This is a genomic window from Comamonas sp. E6 (genome assembly GCF_001010305.1).
GTDB lineage: Bacteria > Pseudomonadota > Gammaproteobacteria > Burkholderiales > Burkholderiaceae_C > Comamonas > Comamonas thiooxydans.
The window spans coordinates 146,326-164,858 of the sequence record NZ_BBXH01000007.1; the positions used below are offsets into that span (position 1 = coordinate 146,326).

The 18,533-nt window shown below is 64.4% G+C and carries 16 protein-coding genes; 6 read left to right on the forward strand and 10 right to left on the reverse strand.

The window, feature by feature from the left end; translation table 11 throughout:
* Window positions 1-200: 200 nt before the first annotated feature.
* Together CSE6_RS05015 and CSE6_RS05020 are read right to left on the reverse strand one after the other, a co-directional pair.
* Window positions 201-1,802, reverse strand: a complete 1,602-nt coding sequence (locus tag CSE6_RS05015; RefSeq protein ID WP_059440007.1) for a gamma-glutamyltransferase family protein — start codon at window positions 1,800-1,802, stop codon at window positions 201-203.
* Between the two features lie 147 nt (window positions 1,803-1,949).
* Complete coding sequence (locus tag CSE6_RS05020; RefSeq protein ID WP_059440008.1) at window positions 1,950-2,960, reverse strand: tripartite tricarboxylate transporter substrate binding protein; 1,011 nt, start codon at window positions 2,958-2,960, stop codon at window positions 1,950-1,952.
* 158 nt (window positions 2,961-3,118) lie between these two features.
* Between CSE6_RS05020 and CSE6_RS05025 the strand changes: the two genes are divergently transcribed.
* The gene (locus CSE6_RS05025; protein WP_059440009.1) at window positions 3,119-4,039 is read left to right on the forward strand and encodes a LysR family transcriptional regulator; all 921 of its coding nucleotides are present in this window, start codon (window positions 3,119-3,121) and stop codon (window positions 4,037-4,039) included.
* A 22-nt stretch (window positions 4,040-4,061) separates the two neighbouring features.
* Here CSE6_RS05025 and CSE6_RS05030 read toward each other — a convergent pair whose 3' ends face one another.
* From CSE6_RS05030 to CSE6_RS05040, 3 genes are read right to left on the reverse strand one after another with little or no spacing between them, the layout of a single operon-like run.
* Window positions 4,062-4,958: a DMT family transporter gene (locus CSE6_RS05030; protein ID WP_059440010.1), complete on the reverse strand. Its 897-nt coding sequence runs from the start codon at window positions 4,956-4,958 to the stop codon at window positions 4,062-4,064.
* A 58-nt stretch (window positions 4,959-5,016) separates the two neighbouring features.
* Entirely contained in the window at window positions 5,017-5,574 is a 558-nt protein-coding gene (locus tag CSE6_RS05035; protein WP_059440011.1) for an NUDIX hydrolase, read from the reverse strand.
* 26 nt (window positions 5,575-5,600) lie between these two features.
* A complete protein-coding gene (locus tag CSE6_RS05040) occupies window positions 5,601-6,113 on the reverse strand; it encodes a GNAT family N-acetyltransferase (protein ID WP_059440012.1) in 513 nt (170 codons plus the stop codon).
* Between the two features lie 197 nt (window positions 6,114-6,310).
* Between CSE6_RS05040 and CSE6_RS05045 the strand changes: the two genes are divergently transcribed.
* Together CSE6_RS05045 and CSE6_RS05050 are read left to right on the forward strand one after the other, a co-directional pair.
* Window positions 6,311-6,565, forward strand: coding sequence for a DUF2061 domain-containing protein (locus tag CSE6_RS05045; RefSeq protein ID WP_003066898.1), 255 nt, complete (start codon window positions 6,311-6,313; stop codon window positions 6,563-6,565).
* Between the two features lie 336 nt (window positions 6,566-6,901).
* Entirely contained in the window at window positions 6,902-8,257 is a 1,356-nt protein-coding gene (locus tag CSE6_RS05050) for an aspartate aminotransferase family protein (RefSeq protein WP_059440013.1), read from the forward strand.
* A gap of 63 nt (window positions 8,258-8,320) precedes the next feature.
* Here CSE6_RS05050 and rsmA read toward each other — a convergent pair whose 3' ends face one another.
* From rsmA to CSE6_RS05065, 3 genes are all read right to left on the reverse strand, one after another.
* On the reverse strand, window positions 8,321-9,082 hold the full coding sequence (gene rsmA / locus CSE6_RS05055; protein ID WP_059440014.1) for a 16S rRNA (adenine(1518)-N(6)/adenine(1519)-N(6))-dimethyltransferase RsmA: 762 nt from the start codon (window positions 9,080-9,082) through the stop codon (window positions 8,321-8,323).
* Window positions 9,083-9,185: 103 nt separating this feature from the next.
* Complete coding sequence (locus CSE6_RS05060) at window positions 9,186-10,613, reverse strand: peptidylprolyl isomerase (RefSeq protein ID WP_034350982.1); 1,428 nt, start codon at window positions 10,611-10,613, stop codon at window positions 9,186-9,188.
* Between the two features lie 14 nt (window positions 10,614-10,627).
* Window positions 10,628-12,973 (reverse strand): LPS-assembly protein LptD, encoded by a 2,346-nt coding sequence (locus CSE6_RS05065; protein WP_238585646.1) that lies wholly within the window; start codon window positions 12,971-12,973, stop codon window positions 10,628-10,630.
* A gap of 243 nt (window positions 12,974-13,216) precedes the next feature.
* Between CSE6_RS05065 and CSE6_RS05070 the strand changes: the two genes are divergently transcribed.
* From CSE6_RS05070 to CSE6_RS05080, 3 genes are all read left to right on the forward strand, one after another.
* Entirely contained in the window at window positions 13,217-14,323 is a 1,107-nt protein-coding gene (locus CSE6_RS05070; RefSeq protein WP_059440016.1) for an aminoglycoside phosphotransferase family protein, read from the forward strand.
* Between the two features lie 165 nt (window positions 14,324-14,488).
* The gene (locus CSE6_RS05075) at window positions 14,489-15,229 is read left to right on the forward strand and encodes a 16S rRNA (uracil(1498)-N(3))-methyltransferase (protein WP_034350987.1); all 741 of its coding nucleotides are present in this window, start codon (window positions 14,489-14,491) and stop codon (window positions 15,227-15,229) included.
* 4 nt (window positions 15,230-15,233) lie between these two features.
* Window positions 15,234-15,968: an SOS response-associated peptidase gene (locus CSE6_RS05080; protein ID WP_059440017.1), complete on the forward strand. Its 735-nt coding sequence runs from the start codon at window positions 15,234-15,236 to the stop codon at window positions 15,966-15,968.
* Here the strand turns inward: CSE6_RS05080 and CSE6_RS05085 are convergent, their stop codons facing one another.
* Complete coding sequence (locus tag CSE6_RS05085) at window positions 15,969-16,847, reverse strand: alpha/beta hydrolase (RefSeq protein WP_059440018.1); 879 nt, start codon at window positions 16,845-16,847, stop codon at window positions 15,969-15,971.
* A 167-nt stretch (window positions 16,848-17,014) separates the two neighbouring features.
* Entirely contained in the window at window positions 17,015-18,508 is a 1,494-nt protein-coding gene (locus CSE6_RS05090) for a M20 family metallopeptidase (protein ID WP_059440019.1), read from the reverse strand.
* Between the last annotated feature and the right edge of the window lie 25 nt (window positions 18,509-18,533).

Here is an 18,533-nt window from a genome sequence, read left to right on the forward strand (position 1 = left end):
AAATAGGCCAGGGCCAGCCACCCAGTGTGACAGGCACCACAAGCCTTAGACGCAGAACGCACAGCTTTTGTGACAACGCAGCCAAAAACTGGCAGAGCCCAAGCCAGGGACGGCAAGCAAGGGCCTCGCCGGCCGCGCCGCCCCGCAGCGAGGCCGTCGTCCCCCTTGGGGGGAAGCGGCACAGCCGCTCAGGGGGGACCTCAGAACCCCACCGCGCACCCATCCTTGCGCGGATCGGAACCCGCGATGTAATGCTCGCCGTCGCGCAGCACCAGCTGGGCGCCGCCAAAGGCGAACACGCCGTGGCCGGTCTCGATGCTGACCTCGTGCCCGCGTGCGCGCAGCTGCTCAACCACGGCAGCATCGAAGGACGGCTCCACGGCCACTCCCTTGCCGCCGGTCACGCGCCAGCGCGGTGCATCGGCCGCAGCCTGCGGGTTCTGGCCGTAGCGCAGCACGCGCAGGGCCATCTGCAGATGGCCCTGGCTCTGCATTGGGCCGCCCATGACGCCGAACGCCATTTGCGGCGTGCCGTCGGCATGCATGGCAAAGGCCGGAATGATGGTGTGCGAGGGGCGCTTGCGCGGGCCGACCTGATTGGCATGACCGGCCTCGGTGGTAAAGCCGTGGCCGCGGTTCTGCAGGCTGATGCCCGTGCCCGGCACGACCACGCCCGAGCCGAAGCCCATGTAGTTGGACTGGATGAAGGAGACCATCATGCCGCTGGCATCGGCCGCCGCCAGGTAGACCGTGCCGCCGGGCCGGGGCGCGCCGCAGCCCGGTGCGCCGGCCAGCTTCGGGTCTATGAGACTGGCGCGTTCGCGCAGGTAGTCGCGGTCCAGCAGTTGGGCGGGAGTGACGCGCATATGGTCGAGGTCGGCGTTGTACTGGTGCAGGTCGGCAAAAGCCAGTTTCATGGCCTCGATCTGCAGGTGCACGCTATCCACGCCGTCCAGCGGCTGCGATCCCGCGCCCAACTCGTCCAGCATGCCCAGCGCCATCAGCGCCGCAATACCCTGGCCGTTGGGCGGGATCTCGTGGATCACCGAGTCACCGAACTTCTGCGACACCGTTCCCACCCAGTCGGCCTGGTGCGCGGCCAGATCTTCCTCGCTCATCACGCCGCCGCAGGCCCGCGAATGCTCGACCATCTTCCTGGCCAGCGCGCCGCGGTAGAAGGACTCGCCCATGGTCTCGGCAATCTCTTCCAGCGTGCGCGCATGGGCTTCGCTCCTGAACACTTCACCGGCCCGGGGAGCGTGGCCACCGGGCAGAAAGCACTCGGCAAAGCCGGGCTGGTCGCCCAGCTTCTTGCCACCCAACTCCCAGAGCGTGGCAATCGTGGGCGAGACCGGGAAACCGTTGCGCGCATAGTCGATGGCGGGCCGGGCCACCTGCGTGAATGGCAGCTTGCCGAAGCGCTTGGACAGCGCCACCCAGGCCGACACGGCGCCGGGCACGGTCACGGCATTCCAGCCCTTTTCCGGAATGCCGCCCAGCTGGGCAAAGTAGTCGGGCGTCCAGCCCTCAGGCGAGCGGCCCGAGGCGTTGAGGCCGTGCAGCTCCTTGCCGTCCCAGACGATGGCAAAGCCGTCGCTGCCGATGCCGCAGCCCGTGGGTTCGACCACGGTCAGCGTCATCGCCGCGGCCAGTGCCGCATCCACGGCGTTGCCACCAGCCAGCAGCATGGAGAGGCCAGCCTGGGCGGCCAGCGGCTGCGAAGTGCTGACCACATTGCGCCCCAGCACCGGCGAGCGGTTCGAAGCATAGGGAAGCGTCCAGTCCTTGATGAGGTTGGTCATATTTAAGTCCGATCAGTGATTCATGGGCGCCGCGCTTAACACTGACACGCCCCAGGCCAAAGGCATCGAGCAAGGGCCGCCTCACGGCGGGAAGCGCCTAGCCGAGGATGCCGTCCCCCGGCGCAGCCGCACAGGGGGTTGCATATGTCATTCCAAAGTAATGTGGTTGTCCCTGATGACCTTGGCCCAGCGCGCGCTGTCTGCCTGCACCATGGCCGCGAACTGCGCGGGCGTCTGCGGCTTGGCGGGCTCCACGCCCTGCTTGGCCAGGCTGGCGATCACCTCGGGATTCTGGAGGGCGCGGTTGAAGGCCTGGTTGATTCTTGCAACCAGCTCGGGCTTCATGCCGGCCGGGCCGTAGATGCCGAACCAGGTGACCGAGGAATAGCCTGGCAGGCCGGATTCGGCCACCGTGGGCAGATTCGGAGCCAGCGTGCTGCGCCTGTCGCCGGTCACGGCCAGGGCGCGCAGGCGGCCGCTGGCCACATGGGGCATGCCCGTGGGGATGGAATCGAACAGCAGATGCACCTGGCCTGCCGCCAGATCGGTGATCGACTGCGCCGTGCCCTTGTAGGGCACATGGGCGAGCTGGATACCGGCCTGCGCGGCAAAGGCGGCGGTGTTCAGGTGCACGATGGTGCCATTGCCGCTGGTGGCGTAGTTGAGCTTGCCGGGGTTGGCCCTGGCATAGGCAATCAGCTCCTGCACGCTCTTGACCGGCAGCGAGGGCGTGACCAGCAGCACGCTGGCCGCGTCGGCCGCGTGGGCGATGGGACTGAAATCCTTGTCCGCCTTGTAGGCCAGCCTGGGCATCAGATGCGGCGAGATGGCATGCGTGCTGCTGGTGGTGAACAGCAGGGTGTAGCCGTCGGCCGCCGCCTTGGCGGCCTCGGCCGTACCTATGGTGCCGCCGGCGCCGGGCCGGTTGTCGATGACCAGTTGCTGGCCCAGCTCCTGCGATACGCGCTGGGCAATCACGCGTGCCACCAGATCGGTGGCGCCGCTGGCCGGAAACGGCACGATCACGCGCACCGGTCGGCCGGGCCAGACCGCCTCGCCCTGGGCCAGAGCCGGAAAGGCCAGCAAACCACCGGCCACGGCCACAGCGGCCTGAAGCCACTGGCGGCGCGTCGTTGAAACAGTAAACCGTGCCCGCATGGCAACTCCCACAGAAATGGAGGGCTGGCCGCTGCCTGGCGACCATCGAACGGGAGATCTTAGAAAACCGGGGCATTTGCCGCTATCGGCAAATTTGCAAGCCATCGTTGCCAAAACAGCAAACCGAGCACAATGGCGCTTTGCTCTCACCGACTGTCATGCCCGAGTCCCGCCATTTGCTGCTGCAAGACACCGCGCTGCGCTACTTCCACGAAGTCGCGCAATGCGGCTCGCTGAGCGAGGCTTCGGCAAGGCTGCATGTGGCGGCCTCGGCCATCAGCCGACAGATTGCGGCATTGGAGGCGCGCCTGGGCACGCCGCTGTTCGAGCGCCACCCGCGCGGCATGGTGCTCAACGCCGCCGGCGAGATCCTCGCCGATCATGCGCGCCGCGCGGGGCTGGACGCAGAGCGCGCGCTCGACGAGATCAAGGCCTTGCAGGGCCTGCGCAGTGGCAAGGTGCGCATCGTCAGCTCCGATGCCTTCGCCAGCGAATTCCTGCCGCGCCTGTGCGCGGCCTTCCAGCGCGAGCACAGCGGCATCGTCTTCGAAGTGACGGTGCTTCCCACGCACGAGGTTTCCGGTGCCGTGCGTACCGGCACGGCCGACATAGGCCTGTGTTTCAGCCGGGCCCCCGAGCCTGGCATCGCCGTCGCCTGCCGCGTAGCCGCACCCGTGCTGGCGCTGGTGGCATCCGGCCATGAACTGGCGCAGGAGCGCAGCGTGGCACTGGCAAGGCTGGTGCGCTATCCGCTGGCATTGACGCCACCCAGCACTGCCGTGCGCCAGCTGCTGGATGCAGCCTGCAGCCGCCAGGGACTGATGCTGGCGCCGGCCCTGGAGAGCAATCACGGCAAGACGCTGCTGAACTTTGCGGCCCAGGGCGCAGCGGTCGCCGTGGCCAGCGAAATCGCCGCCCGCGACATGGTGGCCACAGGCGCGCTCGTGGCCGTGGCGCTCAGCGACCGCGGCATGGATCTGCGCGATATCGAGGTTCAGACCCTGGCCGGCCGCACGCTGCCACATGCGGCGCAGTCCTTTCTGGAGCTGTTGCAGCTGCGCCTGCCCGCCGCCTGGTGAAAAGACGGCCGAAGACCTCGGCTCAATCCGCCTTGGGGCGCAGCACCAGCCAGAGCGACAGCGCAATCAGCCCGCCACCCATGGCATGAGCGATGGTCAAGGACTCATTGAGCAGGGCCCAGCCCCAGAGCACGGCAAACACGGGCACGATAAAGGTCACGGTCAGCGCCTTTTGCGGGCCTTCATCGGCAATCAGCCGGAAATACAGCACATAGGCCAGAGCCGTGCTCAGCAAGCCCAGCAGCGCCACATTGCCCCATGCCAGCAGCGGAGCGGCCTGCAGCCTGGCCAGCATGCCGGGCTCCAGCGCCATGTCGATGAGCAGCGCCGGCGTCAGCACCATCAGCGCGCCCAGCTGGCTGATGAAAACGGCAGCGCGCGTGTCCACGGACGCATTGGCACCCGCAAGCCTGAGCGTCAGATAGCTGGAAAACGCATAGCAGACCGTGGCCACAAAACAGGCCGCCATACCGCCCAGCACGGCTGCGCCGAGATCCAGCGGCCCGGCCTGGGCCAGCACCGCCACGCCGCCAATTCCGAGCAGCACGGCAGCCACACGCGCGGGCGTAATCGCCTCGGCAAACACCAGCGCCCCCACCACGGTAGCAACCAGTGGCGTGGTGGCATTGAAGATGGCGCTATAGCCCGATGGCAGCACCTGGGCCGCCAGCGCGTACATGAGAAAGGGGATGCCGGAATTGATGACACCCAGCCCCAGCAAGGGCCAAAGATAGCGTCCTAGCCTGGGCCGGTAGCCCATGGCAAACAACGCCGCGCCAAGGCCCAGCGCCGAAAACAGGCCGCGTCCCACGGCCGTGGGCACGGCCCCCAGATGGGGTACGGCCACGCGCATGAATAAAAAACTGCCGCCCCAGAGGGCGGCCAGTGTCATGAGTCGGATCAGGCTGGCTACAGACATACAGGACATTGTGCACAGCCCCGGCCTGCACGCCTGTCACAACTGCCGAATGCCAGGATCAGTGAATCTGCACCAGCACATCGTCCAGCGTGGCACCGGCCTCTTCGGGCACCGGGCGCGTGAGCTGCGGCACCTTGTAGATGCTGGCATCGGCATGAATGAGGCCTATGTCATAGCGCTGGCCGGCCAGATAATCGCCCACCGACTCCAGCACGATGGGGCTGCGATGCAGATGCTCGGTGGCCCGCAGTTCGTCGAGCGAGAGCCAGACGCTGCGCACGATGCCGTCGTCCAGATGGCGCTGGGCATGGTGCATGCCCAGATCGCCCGTAAAGGCAAAGCGCAGATAGGTGATGTCCGAGCCCGTGCGCGTGCGCACAAAGCGGTTCATGTAGATGCCGACCAGAGCCGTGGGCGTGAAGCTGTAGGCCGTCTCTTCCATGACCTCGCGCACACAGGCATCGACAGGGCTTTCGGAAGGGTCGAGATGACCGGCCGGCGTGTTCAGACGCAGTCCATCCGCCGTTTGTTCTTCCACCAGCAAAAAACGGCCATCGCGTTCGATGATGGCCGAGACAGTCACATTGGGTTTCCAGCGATTGGGCATGGCGGGCATTATCCTTGTCCCAACCCGACGATGTGTCAGATAAATCCCACCATATAGAGCGCTCCTTCGCCGTAACTGGCCAAATGTTGTTGCTGCGCAGCATTTGTCACGGATTCGACCACATAGCCTTGACGCTCCCAGTAAAGCCGGGAGCCCTGCACCGAAACCAGTGCCGTGCGCTGCACGCCGCGCGCTCTGGCCTGTGTCTTCAGGACCTGGACCATGCGCTGCGCCAGGCCCTGGCCGGCTGCAGCCTCGGACACAGCCATATCGTGCAGATAGAGCACGCTGGCGTCGTCATATTCGGTAAAGTCGCCGTTGAGCGGCGTGATGGCTCCGGGGCGCGACCAATAGGCTGCCAGATAGGCCACCAGCTCGCCGCCCTGCTCTGCCGCCCAGGAACAATGCCCGGCCGTCCGCAAACGGCGCACAAACACCTCGCGCGGCTCCGAAAAGTCCGCACCATAGCAATGCTGCTGTATGCGCATCACGGCATCCACATCGTCCGCGCCCAGCGCACGCAGCTGAATTGGCATCGACCCCGTCATCAAAAACTCTCAAATCAATAGCTGTCAACGCTTATCAGTCAATGGCTGACGGCCAATTTCAATCAAAATCTGGCACATAGCTTAGCAAGCCGTTCATCTCGCAGCAGTCTGTAGGCGCTATCGCAATGGTAATGATTCTCAATTGGAAACTCAGCGCCATCCTCCCTACCATTCATTCATCGCTCAGGGAGAAACAGATGACACGCTTGATCAAGACATTGCGCCAGAACCAGCTCACGCTGACCAAGACCGCCAGCTACTACGTGATCCACATCACCGTCGCCGCCTGCGTCGCCTATGCCGTGACCGGCAATCTGATTGCCTCGCTGACGCTGAGCCTGCTCGAGCCCACAGTCCAGGCCTTTGCCTTCTTCTTCCATGAAAAAGTCTGGGAGCGCCGCCTGAAGAAACGCGAGCAGCAAGCGCTTGCCGGACAGGCACTGAGCGCCTGAGAGCCGTCTATGAACGCCGACCAGCCCACCACTTTTACGCAATGGCTGCTGCAGTCCCTGGCCATGCTGGGCGACTGCAACGGCCATCTTCATGATCTGTAGAAATCATGTGAACAAGCCTTTTGATAAGCCATGGGTAAATATTGAATATCCCAGACTCTTTGTGAGCTTCTGATCATTCACGCCAGAAAATCATCCGAGCCTGACTCTCCGGCATCAGAAAATACTGTGGATAAGTCATGCGGAAGATGCCAATTCGGACTCGCGCCCATGGGTTTGCGGCTATTGCCAAACCGGGCCCAAGGCCAACAATGGCCGGGAATCCAAGGAGTTCCCATGCAGCTTGCAGACCGCCAGACATCCGCAGACCTCGCGCGCCACGACGAACAATGGCTGAGGGCCCACTGGATGCCGTTCACCGGCAACCGCAACTTCAAGGCCAGGCCCCGCATCATCACGGGCGCCCAAGGCGCCTACTACAGCGATGCCGATGGCCGGCGCATTTTCGACGGCCTCTCGGGCCTGTGGTGCTCGGGTCTGGGCCATGGCCGCCGCGAGATCGCCGAGGCCATTGGTCAGGCCGCGCTGCAGCTCGATTACGCTCCCGCCTTCCAGTTCGGCCACCCGGCCTCGTTCGCGCTGGCCAACCGCATCGTGGCGCTGATGCCCCAGGGGCTTGAGCATGTGTTCTTCACCGGCTCGGGCTCGGAAGCGGCCGACACCTCGCTGAAGATGGCGCGCGCCTACTGGCGCGCCAGGGGCCAGGGCAGCAAGACCCGGCTGATCGGGCGCGAGAAGGGCTATCACGGCGTGAACTTTGGCGGCATCTCGGTGGGCGGCATGGGGGGCAACCGCAAGATGTTCGGCCAAGGGATTGAAGCCGACCATCTGCCGCACACCCAGCCGCCAGCAGGTTCGTTTTTCAAGGGCCAGCCCCAGACCGACGGGCGCGCCCTGGCAGACCGGCTGCTCGATCTGATCGCCCTGCATGACGCCAGCAATATCGCCGCCGTGATCGTGGAGCCCATGTCGGGCTCGGGCGGCGTGGTGATTCCGCCCGCCGGCTATCTGCAGCGTTTGCGCGAGATCTGCACCCAGCACGACATCCTGCTGATCTTCGACGAGGTCATCACGGGCTTTGGCCGCCTCGGAGCGATGACGGCGGCCGAAGCCTTTGGCGTGACGCCGGACATCATGAATATCGCCAAGCAGGTCAGCAACGGCGCCCAGCCGCTGGGAGCCTGCGTGGTCACGCCCGCCATCTATGAGCAGTTCATGGAGGCAGGAGGGCCGGAGTACATGCTGGAATTTGCCCACGGCTATACCTATTCGGCCCATCCCGTGGCCTGCGCGGCAGGCATCGCGGCACTGGATCTGCTGCAGCGCGAAGACGGCCCGGGCCGCGTGCGCGCACTGGCCCCCTTGTTCGAGCAGGCCGTGCACAGCCTCAAGGGCGCCAGGCATGTGCTGGACATCCGCAATATCGGCCTGGCGGCTGGCATCACGATCGCCCCCCTGCCCGGCGAGCCCGCCAAGCGCCCTTATGAGATCGCCATGAAATGCTGGGAGGCCGGCTTCTATGTGCGCTACGGCGGTGACACGATTCAGCTGGCGCCGCCCTTCATCAGCGAGCAGGCCGAGATCGAGCGGCTGATCAACGCACTCGGCGATGCGCTGCAGGCCACTGACTGAACTATCAAATCAGTAGCTTCAATCGCTTACCTATAAAGCGATTGAAGCATTTTTCATCCAAATTCAGGAAAGCTGTGCCGCCAGGGCTTCGAATTCGGCGACAGGCACTTCTTCCGCGCGGCGCTGCAGGTCGAACTCGCCGGCAAAGCCCTTGGCTTCCAGCCACTTGCCCAGGGTGTTGCGCAAGATCTTGCGGCGCTGGCTGAAAGCGACCTGCACCAGCTCTTCCAGCAACTTGGGATCGAGATCCGCAGGCTGCTCGCGCGGAATCATGCGCACCACGGCACTGTCCACCTTGGGAGGCGGATTGAAGCTGCCCGGCGGCACGAACAGCACATCTTCCATGGCGTAGCGCCACTGCAGCATCACCGACAGACGGCCGTAGGCCGAGGTGCCGGAGTCCGCCACCATGCGGTCGATGACTTCCTTTTGCAGCATGAAATGCTGGTCCTGCACCACATCCACCTGCTCCAGCAGATGAAAAAGAATGGGGCTGGAGATGTTGTAGGGCAGATTGCCGACCACGCGCAGCTTGGCCACGCCCAGTCGCGCAGCCAGCGCACGGAAGTCCACCTTGAGCACATCGGACTCGACCACATCGAGATCGTCGCGCAGACGCAGACGGGCCGCCAGGTCCCGGTCCAGCTCGATCACGGTGAGCTTGCCCAGGCGCTCGACCAGAGGCTGCGACAGCGCCATCAGGCCGGGGCCGATCTCGACCATGGGTTCGCCCGCCTTGGGGTCGATGGCCTGGACGATGTTGTCGATGATGGCGCCGTCGGTCAGGAAGTTCTGGCCGAAGCGCTTGCGGGGAATATGTTTCATGAATGCGAAAGCGGTGCCTGGGCACCGCTTGGAATGAGGGGGAGCTTCGATGCCCGGTGCGCAATGATGACATTACCGGGCACTTCAAGCGGATTGAATGGGCTTATTGGGGTGGCTCGCGGTATTCCACAAAGGCCTTGCCGCGCAGTTCCTTGAGCCAGGTTTCGTAGTCCTGCTCGGCCTTGCGCTCGCGCACCACGTTGCGAACCATTTCGCGCTGCTCGCGCTCGGTGAGCTTTTCCTGGCGGCGCTCGATCAGCTGAATCAGGTGCACGCCGAAACGCGACACCACGGGGTTGCTGATCTGGCCCGGCTGCAGGTTGTCGAGCACGCGTTCAAACTCGGGCACGAACTGGCCGGGCGAGGACCAGCCCAGATCACCGCCATTGCGCGCGCTGCCGTCCTTGGAGAACTCCTGCGCCAGTTGCTGGAAGGTGGCCTGGCCGGCTTCCACACGACGCTTGTAGTCCTCCAGACGCTTGGCCGCCTGGGCTTCGGTCATGCCATCGCCTACGGTCAGCAGAATATGGCGGGCGTGGTTCTGCGTGATGTATACAGGTGCTCCGGTCTGAGATTTTTCCAGCACCTTGAGCACGTGGAAACCAGCGCCCGAACGAAACGGACCGACGATGGCACCGACAGCCGAATTGCCCACCTGTTGAGAAAACAGCTCGGGGTAATCGCTCATGGGGCGCATGCCCATGGCGCCGCCACCCTGACCGTTGGGTACATCCGAAAATTCCCGCACGGCGGCGATGAAGTCGGGATTCTTGCGCGCCGCTTCTGCCGCCTGCTTGGCCTTGGCCTCGCGCTCCGCCACCACGGCAGGGCTGGCATTTTCAGGCACGGTGATCAGGATGTGGCCCAGATTGGCTGCCGCACCTGCAGCCGCATCGCCCGGACGCTTCTGCTCCTTGAGATAGCGATCGATGTCGGCTTCCGCGACCTTGACGCGACCGTCCACATCACGCTCGCGCACGCGCTGCATCAGCATCTGGTTGCGGATCTCCGAACGGAACTGCGCTTCGGAAATCCCTTCGGCCTTCAGGCGCGACACCAGGCCGGCCTTGTCGGTATTGTTCTGGCGCGCCACATTGGCAACGGCCTGATCGACCGTCATGTTGTCAATGTTGATGCCCGTGTCCTTGGCTTCCTGCAACTGCACGCGCTCGACAATCAGGCGCTCCAGAACCTGGCGGGCCAGCTCGCTCTGGGACGGCAGCTGCCCGCCCTGCTCGGTCACGTTCTGCGCAACGCGCGCCATGCGCGCACGCACTTCGTTATTGGTGATGGGCTCGGAATTGACCACGGCCACGATGTAATCGGCCGAGCGAACACCCTGTGCGGCTGCTGGAGCCTGACGCCCCGAGGGCTGGGCCGTAGCCTCCAATGCACGCGAGATGGAGGAGTCATTGCCAGCCTTGGCCTTGCTGCCGGGACTCTTCAGGCCCTGGGCCTGCACACCGGCAGCCATTACAGCCAGTGCCACGGCAACAGCACATGCATTGGATGTCTTGGAGAAAAAACGCATGAAAAAAGCCTTGATTAATCGTAATTGGTAAAGCGGCTGGGCGGAGTCACCGCCTCACGCAAATATTGGTAGCGCGGCACATTCTGCTTGAGACTGGAGGTGGGGTCGGCACCAAAGCTCAGGCGCGAGAAGCCCACGAACTCCATCTGGAACAGCAGACGCAGATTGGACTGGATGACCGAGCTTTGCAGACGCTCCAGCACCACACGGCCAATCCAGCAGCAACCGTCGTATTCGAAGCCGACCACGGTATCCACCAGCTTGTTGTCCTTGATGGAGTAGTTGAGGCGGCCCACGGCATACCAGCGGCCACCGCCCTGGCCGCGACCGGCGCCCAGATCCTTGCCCTTGTCACCCCAGAGGTCGTTGATGGGCCATTGCCAGCCCACATCCACCAGCTCGCTGGACGGCTTCTTGGTGACCGTATCCAGCTGCGTGCGGTAGCCGATGTTGAAGGTGCGATAGTTGCCCGGACTGTAACGCGCCGTGGCCGTGGTACGGACCGTGCGGTTCAAGTCCTTGTTGTACTGGGTCGTGCCTTCCAGCGACCACTTGTCGGTCCAGTTGAAGGCAGCACCCAGCAGGATATCGGACAGCTTGCTGGTAGCAGCCACCTCACCGGGCAGCAGCACGCGCTGATCTGACAGGCGAACGCGCTGGGCCACGGCGAACTTGAGCTTTTCCGCACCGCTTTCAGGGTCGATGAAGCGCGAGGTCGCGCCCAGCGTCATCAGATGGTTGTCGGCAATGCGGTCCTGACCGACATAGTCGTTCTCGGAAAAAATACTCGCGAAGTTGAAATCGCTGCGACCCGTATCGTAGAGCGGCAGCATGCTCTGATCGCGATAGGGCGTATAGGTATAGAAGGCTCGGGGTTCGAAGGTCTGCAACAGATTCTTGCCGAACCAGGAGGTGTCGCGCTCGAAGACCAGGCCGCTGTCCAGGCTGAAGGTGGGCAAGGTCCGGTTGGCGCTCTTGCTGCCGTTGCTCATCAACTGATCGGTCTGATACATGGAGGTATGCAGCATCAGCTTGGGCGTGATGAAGGCGCCGGGAGACAGGAATGGCCGGCTCAGCTGCGCCTGCACATAGCTGCGCTGGCCGTTGTTGCCGACCTGACCCGTGATGGGGCGAATCAGCTCGAAGCGTGTGGTGTCGGCCACCACGGAGAAATCCAGCCCATGCGGCAGGTCCAGCGGCGTGTAGCGGTACTGCAGCTGCGGCACCATGCTGTAGGGCGGCGCAATCGGCGAAGTCACATCCTGCTGCACTTGATAGCGCAGCACATTGAGGCTCAGCACCCCATCGCCCTTGGCCCAGCTCAGATTGGCCGTGCTGGGCAGCAGGCGCTGGCGCAGCGCCACGGGAGCCAGGCGGAAGTCGCGCCAGTAATCACCGTCGCTGACGCGGTTCAGATTGAGGTTCAGCCCCAGACCGCCGACCGGCGTGTCGAAGCTCGCACGATGCTGCCAGGAATAGCCCCAGCGATCGCGGTTGCGCAGATTGTCTCCCAGCATGTAGCTGGCATAGGTCTCGCCCGAGTAGCTGGGCTCCAGATAGCGGAACTGCCCCGTCAGGTTCACGCCGCGCTTGGTCATCAGCGAGGGCGTGATGGTCATATCGCGATTGGGGGCGATATTCCAGTAATAGGGCTGCGAATACTCGATACCGCCGAGCTTGTCCATGCCTATCATGGGCGGCAGCAGGCCCGATTTGCGCTTGTCCGAGAGCGGGAAGCTCATGCGCGGCACGGGCAGGACGGTCACGCCCTTGAACTTCAGGGACGCACCCTCGGCCACCCCCACCTCTTCGGCCATGTCCAGATGAATGGTCTTGGCCTCGAGCACCCAGCTCGGCTCCCAGCTGGCCTCGTCATCGCGCTGGCAGGTGGTGTAGGTGGCGTCATGGACGACCGAACGATCCTTGTCGATGAAATCCACTCGCGACGACTCGCCATGGCCACCCGTGGCCAGAAAGCGATAGTTGGCGTTGTCGAACTGGCCCTTGAAGGCATCCATCTGCAGATCCAGCGCTGTTCCCTCATAGACATTGCCAGCCTGGTTGATGTGGACCGAGCCCACGGCGTTGATCCTGTCGTCCGGAACCGCATAGTCGAGCTTGTCCGCGCGGATCATGGTGTCGCCGCGGCGCAACTCTGCCTCGCCATGAACCGAGGCCTTGAGATCGGGCTGACCGGACAGGCTGTCACCTTTGATATAGATGGGCTGCTGGTCACGCACTTCCTGAGGATAGCTCTCCTGCAGCGCACTGCTGGACTTGAGTTCCAAGGCTGGCAGCTCGCCCGCGACGCTGGAGGAGGACGATCCGCTCGTTTCGGCCGACTGGGCATAGACCTGCATGCCTGCACCCGCCCATGCCAGTGCCACAGCCCATGCCAGAGGACGAATCACCGGCCGAGCAGCCCCCGCACGCGTCGAACGGGCAGGGCAGGCAGGTAGGAAATCTCGCGGATGGGATGGGGATTGCACGATGATCTTGAACGTCAAAAGCGCGCGTGCCCTGGCACACGTCAACAGAAAACCGAGAGCCTAGCACCACTGTCCACAGATGCGGCGGCATCGGTTTGTAAAATCCGATTATCCATGACCGCTCCTATCACCCCCACAGTTGGCGTTGCCTGGGCAGATTCTGCCCGCCACGCCGCATTCGACGCCTGGCTGGCACCGCTGGCTCAAAAGCACCAGATGCTTCCCGCAACCCTGCGCCCCGCTTCGGCCGATGCGAGCTTTCGCCGCTATCTGCGCCTGTATCGCAGCGATGGAAGCAGCCTGATCGTCATGGACGCGCCGCCAGACAAGGAAGATTGCGCGCCTTTTGCCAAGGTTCAGAGCCTGATGAACCAGGCCGGCCTGTGCGTGCCGCAGATCCTGGACTGGGATGCTGTTCATGGCTTCATGCTGCTCAGCGACCTGGGCGGCCAGACCGTCATCGAGGCTCTGAACCCCGAAAAACCCCAGGATGCCGAAGCCTGGTACCGTTCGGCCATCGAGGTGCTGCTGGACTGGCAACTGGCCTCCAAGGCCGGCAATACCGGCAGCTTGCCTCTCTATGACGAGGCCCTGCTGCGCCGCGAGCTGCAGCTGTTTCCCGACTGGTACATCGCCAAGCACCGCCAGTTCAGGCTGGACGACAAGCAGCAGGCCCTGCTCAGCAAGACCTTCGATCAGATCGTCGCCCACAATCTGCAGGCTCCCAGCGTCTATGTGCACCGTGACTTCATGATGCGCAACCTGATGCAACCTGTGTCCAGCGGCGCGCCGCTTGGCGTGCTGGACTTCCAGGATGCCGTCTACGGCCCCATCACCTATGACATCGCCAGCCTGCTGCGAGATGCCTTCATCAGCTGGGAAGAGGACTTCATCATCGACATCACCATCCGTTACTGGGAAAAGGCCCGCAAGGCCGGCCTGGTGGGAGCCAACAGCGCCAGCGGCTGGGGTGATGACTTCGGCGAGTTCTACCGTGGGGTTGAATGGATGGGTCTGCAGCGCCACCTCAAGGTTGCGGGTATCTTTGCGCGCCTGACGCTGCGCGACGGCAAGCCCAAGTATCTGGCCGATACGCCTCGTTTCATCCACTACATCCGATCCACCTGCAACCGCTACCGCGCGCTGGGCCCGTTCCTCAAATTGATCGACGAGATCGAGGGTATCCAGACGCAGGTGGGTTACGCCTACGGGCGGATGTGAGCACCCCCCCTGAGCCGCTTTGCGGCTTCCCCCTCTCTGCTTCGCGGAGGGGGACGACACCAGCGCTGCGGGGCGGCCCTTGCGCGGTGTCCCTAGGTTAGAGGGTGCCAGTTTTACAGGCTGCGAAGCAGCTCTAACCGCAAGTAACAAATATCAATTTCCCCTATGCCGCGCTATCACTGCCCTATTCCACTGCACATCGGCAACGAGCTGGACCTGCCTGCAGGTGCCGCCCGCCATGTGCAGGTGCTGCGCCACCAGCCCGGCGATGTCATCACGCTGTTTGAGGGCCAGACCGGCAACGGTTTTACCGGTGGCGAGTTCCAGGCGACCATCACCCACATGGGCCGCAGCGATGTGGGCGTGCGCGTGGACAGCCACAGCCCCGCCGAGCGCGAAGCCGCACGTGCCGTGCACCTGGTCGTCGGCATGCCCGCCAACGAGCGCATGGACTGGCTGGTGGAAAAAGCCACCGAGCTGGGTGTCGCCAGCATCCAGCCCGTGATGGCGGCACGCAGCGTGCTCAAGCTCAAGGGCGACCGCGCCGACAAGAAGATCGAGCGCTGGCAGTCGATTGCCGTCTCGGCCTGCGAGCAATGCGGGCGCAACCAGGTACCCGTGATTCATGCCCCGCTGTCGCTGGCCGACTGGCTGCGCAGCCAGCAGGCGCCTGCGGCCGATGCGGCGCGTCTGGTGCTGTCGCTGCGCGAGGGCAATCAACCGCTGCGCGCCGCCGCCGGCGATGCCCGGGCAGTCTGGGTGCTGCATGGCCCCGAAGGGGGTCTGACCGCCCAGGAAGAAGACTGGGCGCTGGAGCAGGGCTGGAAACCTGCCAGCCTCGGCTCCCGCGTGCTGCGCGCTGAAACGGCATCTGTTGCCGCCCTGTCCCTGCTGGCCCTGGAGTAATTCAATGAGCAGCTGTCATCTCTCTCTGGCCAAGCCCGAGTTTTATCTGCAGAACTTTCGTGTGGAGGCTCCCGAGCCCAGGCCCGAAAGCATCATCACCCCGCGCCGCCTCGGCTGCATCATCATCAACGCTGCCACAGAGTCCTCTGCAGCGCTCTTGGGACGTACGTTTACAGCTCCTGAAGAAGGAGCACCCGCACTGCCGGTGGAACGGCTGCTGGTGCCGGCCAGTTTCGGTCTGGTGCCGCACTGGGTGAAGTCGGCGTCTGACGGCCGCCTGCGCGCGCTCAAGCTGGTGAATGCAAAAATCGACAATCTGACCACGGGAACGGCGTTCCGCGATGCCTGGCTGGCCGGCCAGCGCTGCATCGTGCCGCTGCAGTCCTTTCAGGTCGACGACCTGCGCCCCGGCAAGCCCCTGCCGACCCGTATCACCCGCGTGGACAACCAGCCCATGGGCGCCGCCGGCGTCTGGGCGCGCTGGGTGGGCGAGGACGGCGAGGTCATCGTCAGCTACGCCCTCATCACCATCAATGCCAATGCCCATGCGCTGATGAACCGCTACGGCCAGCCCGGCAACGACAAGGCCATGCCGGCCATCCTCAACGAAGGCGCATACGACGCCTGGCTCAATGCCAAGGTCAACAAGGCCAAGGAGTTTCTGCGCCCCTACCCGGCGGAAAAGCTGCGCGCCAATCCCGTGGAAAAAGGCCGCAAGCAGCCGCCACAGCAGTGCTAATCAGGGGGCTGGAAACTGCTGTTCCAGCCACTGCTCGAGCCGCGCAAAAACCGGTGCGGCAAGTTCGGGGCTCTCGTTGAAGATCTCGTGATAGGCCGCCTCAAAGCACTGGGACTGCACCAGACCGCGTGGTGCCTGGGCGGCAAACGCGGCGCTGCCGGCCGGATTGACCAGCTTGTCCTCGCCCGCCCATAGCAGCAGCGTGGGCACGCACCAGGCCGTGGCCTTGGACAGCACATGGCGGCCACCCTCGGCCATATAGCGCGCCAGCCTGGCGCTGATGCGTCTGTGCTGCAGTGCATCGGTGTCATAGGCCAGAGCCACTTCGGGATCATGCGAGAGATGCGCGGACTGCACGCCATTGGCCACGCGCAGATTGGGCAGCAGCCTGGGCAGGCTCGCCACCAGCGCCTTCTGCACACCCGACAGATGCAGGGCCAGCGCCGGCGAGGACAGCACCAGCCCGTCCACATGACGCAGGCCGGACGCGACAAAATCAGCGGCCACCAGTCCACCCAGGCTGTGCCCCAACAGCACCAGGGGCTGATGCCTGGGCATGGCTGCACGTGTGGCATCGAGCACCACGGCCAGATCGTCGAGCAAGCGCATATCGCTGGTCAGGCCGCCCTGCGGCCCGCCCGACAGGCCGTGGCCGTACTGGTCATAGGCCCGCACCGCAAAGCCGAGCTCGTTGAGCCGCTGCGCCAGCACGGCATAGCGGCCGCTGTGCTCGCCCAGGCCATGCACCAGCAGCACCTGGGCACGGGGCTTGACGCCCGGCGCCAGCGGCCAGTCGCGCAGCGCGAGCTGGGTGGCGTCCGATGCGGCCATATGCAGCAGCCGGGGCGTCGTCTGGGTGCGGGTATCGGTAGGCGTCATGCAGGGTCTCTTCAGCTGGCAAGAGCTTGCAGGATGCAGCCACCCCCCCGCCCGCGTCAACCGTGGCAATCCTCGGCCCGCCCCCGGGAATTCAACACTATCGCCACCAAAAGGATAGCTACCGACGCTTTCTGGAAAAGCGTCAGCGACTATTTTCAATGCCGCGATCAGGCCTGGTCCGGCTCCGTCTGATGGCGGGCCATGGCGGCAATCACCTCAGCCACCGACGCCGTGAGCTTCTTGGCATAGGGCACATGGAGGAACTCGTTGGGACCGTGGGCATTGCTCTTGGGTCCGAGCACGCCACAGACCATCATCTGCGCCTTGGGAAAGCCCTTGCTCAGCATATTCATCAGCGGAATCGTGCCGCCCTGGCCGATATAGCCGCAGCCGGCGCCGAAATGGGCCTGGCTGGCGGCATTGAGCGCCTTCTCGAACCAGCCGTCCATGCCCGGCGCATTCCAGCCACTGGAGCTGGACAGGCCTTCCCAGGTCACCCTGGCCTCATAGGGTGCGTTGTCCTCCAGCAGGGCCTTCATCTCCTGCACGCAGGCTGCGGCATCGACCAACGGCGGCAGCCTCAGGCTGAGCTTGAAGGCCGTGTAGGGGCGCAGCACATTGCCGGCATTTTGCAGATTGGGCATGCCCTCCACTCCGGTCACGCTCAGCGTGGGCTCCCAGGTGCGACGCACCAGGGCCTGGACGGGATCGGTGGTCGTGGGCAGGGACACACGAGCCGAGCCGCCGCAGTCGTAATGCGCCCAGGGAAAGCGCGCATAAGCGTCCTCGCCGAGGATCTCCGCCGTGGCGCGGATCTGCGCCATGCGCTCGGCCGGCACCTCGCAGTGAAAGCTCTGCGGCAGCACGCGGCCGTTCTTGCTGTCCTCGAGACGATCCAGCACCTGGCGCATGATGCGAAAGGACGAGGGCACCACGCCCGAGGCATCGCCCGAGTGCACGCCCTCGGTGAGGATCTGCACCTTGAGCGTGCCGCTGGCCATGCCGCGCAGGCTGGTGGTCAGCCACAGCTGGTCGTAGTTGCCGGCACCGCTGTCCAGACAGATCACCAGGCCCACATCGCCCAGACGCGGGCGCAAGGCATCCACATAGGGCAGCAGATCGGCCGAGCCGCTTTCCTCGCAGGTCTCGATGATGGCCACGATGCGGGGGTGAGGCACGTTCTGGCGCTTGAGCTCCTGAATCGCCGCCACGCTGGCATAGACCGCATAGCCGTCGTCGGCGCCGCCACGCCCGTAGAGCTTGCCGTCCTCGTACTTGGGCGTCCAGGGACCCAGATCGCTGCGCCAGCCTTCGAACTCGGGCTGCTTGTCGAGGTGGCCGTACATCAGCACCGTGGGACTGGTCGAGGCCTTCTCGGCCGCACCTTCCACCTCGAAGAAGATGACCGGCGTGCGACCCGGCTGCTGAATCACCTCCAGGGTCAGCCCGGCCACTTTTTGCGCTTCCACCCAGGCAGCAGCGTTGCGCAGCACGGTGGCGATATGGCCTTGCTGCTCCCAGTCGGGTGCAAACATGGGCGACTTGGCAGGAATGGTGATGTAGTTGGTCAGCTCGGGGACGATGCTCTGGTCCCACTGCTCGGTGATGTGCTGCAGCGCGTCCTGTGGCTGCAGCAGATTGGTGGGAGTACGTGCGTTCATGGTCGGCTCCTTCAGTGACGGGGCT

Coding starts and splice junctions, on each gene's coding strand:
- CSE6_RS05090 (WP_059440019.1), bottom strand. CDS start 18,508: ATGAACGCACGTACTCCCACCAATCTGCTGCAGCCACAGGACGCGCTG.
- CSE6_RS05040 (WP_059440012.1), bottom strand. CDS start 6,113: ATGACGGGGTCGATGCCAATTCAGCTGCGTGCGCTGGGCGCGGACGAT.
- CSE6_RS05025 (WP_059440009.1), top strand. CDS start 3,119: ATGCCCGAGTCCCGCCATTTGCTGCTGCAAGACACCGCGCTGCGCTAC.
- CSE6_RS05085 (WP_059440018.1), bottom strand. CDS start 16,847: ATGACGCCTACCGATACCCGCACCCAGACGACGCCCCGGCTGCTGCAT.
- CSE6_RS05050 (WP_059440013.1), top strand. CDS start 6,902: ATGCAGCTTGCAGACCGCCAGACATCCGCAGACCTCGCGCGCCACGAC.
- CSE6_RS05080 (WP_059440017.1), top strand. CDS start 15,234: ATGAGCAGCTGTCATCTCTCTCTGGCCAAGCCCGAGTTTTATCTGCAG.
- CSE6_RS05030 (WP_059440010.1), bottom strand. CDS start 4,958: ATGTCTGTAGCCAGCCTGATCCGACTCATGACACTGGCCGCCCTCTGG.
- CSE6_RS05075 (WP_034350987.1), top strand. CDS start 14,489: ATGCCGCGCTATCACTGCCCTATTCCACTGCACATCGGCAACGAGCTG.
- CSE6_RS05045 (WP_003066898.1), top strand. CDS start 6,311: ATGACACGCTTGATCAAGACATTGCGCCAGAACCAGCTCACGCTGACC.
- CSE6_RS05065 (WP_238585646.1), bottom strand. CDS start 12,973: ATGCAGGTCTATGCCCAGTCGGCCGAAACGAGCGGATCGTCCTCCTCC.
- CSE6_RS05015 (WP_059440007.1), bottom strand. CDS start 1,802: ATGACCAACCTCATCAAGGACTGGACGCTTCCCTATGCTTCGAACCGC.
- CSE6_RS05060 (WP_034350982.1), bottom strand. CDS start 10,613: ATGCGTTTTTTCTCCAAGACATCCAATGCATGTGCTGTTGCCGTGGCA.
- CSE6_RS05070 (WP_059440016.1), top strand. CDS start 13,217: ATGACCGCTCCTATCACCCCCACAGTTGGCGTTGCCTGGGCAGATTCT.
- CSE6_RS05020 (WP_059440008.1), bottom strand. CDS start 2,960: ATGCGGGCACGGTTTACTGTTTCAACGACGCGCCGCCAGTGGCTTCAG.
- CSE6_RS05035 (WP_059440011.1), bottom strand. CDS start 5,574: ATGCCCGCCATGCCCAATCGCTGGAAACCCAATGTGACTGTCTCGGCC.
- rsmA (WP_059440014.1), bottom strand. CDS start 9,082: ATGAAACATATTCCCCGCAAGCGCTTCGGCCAGAACTTCCTGACCGAC.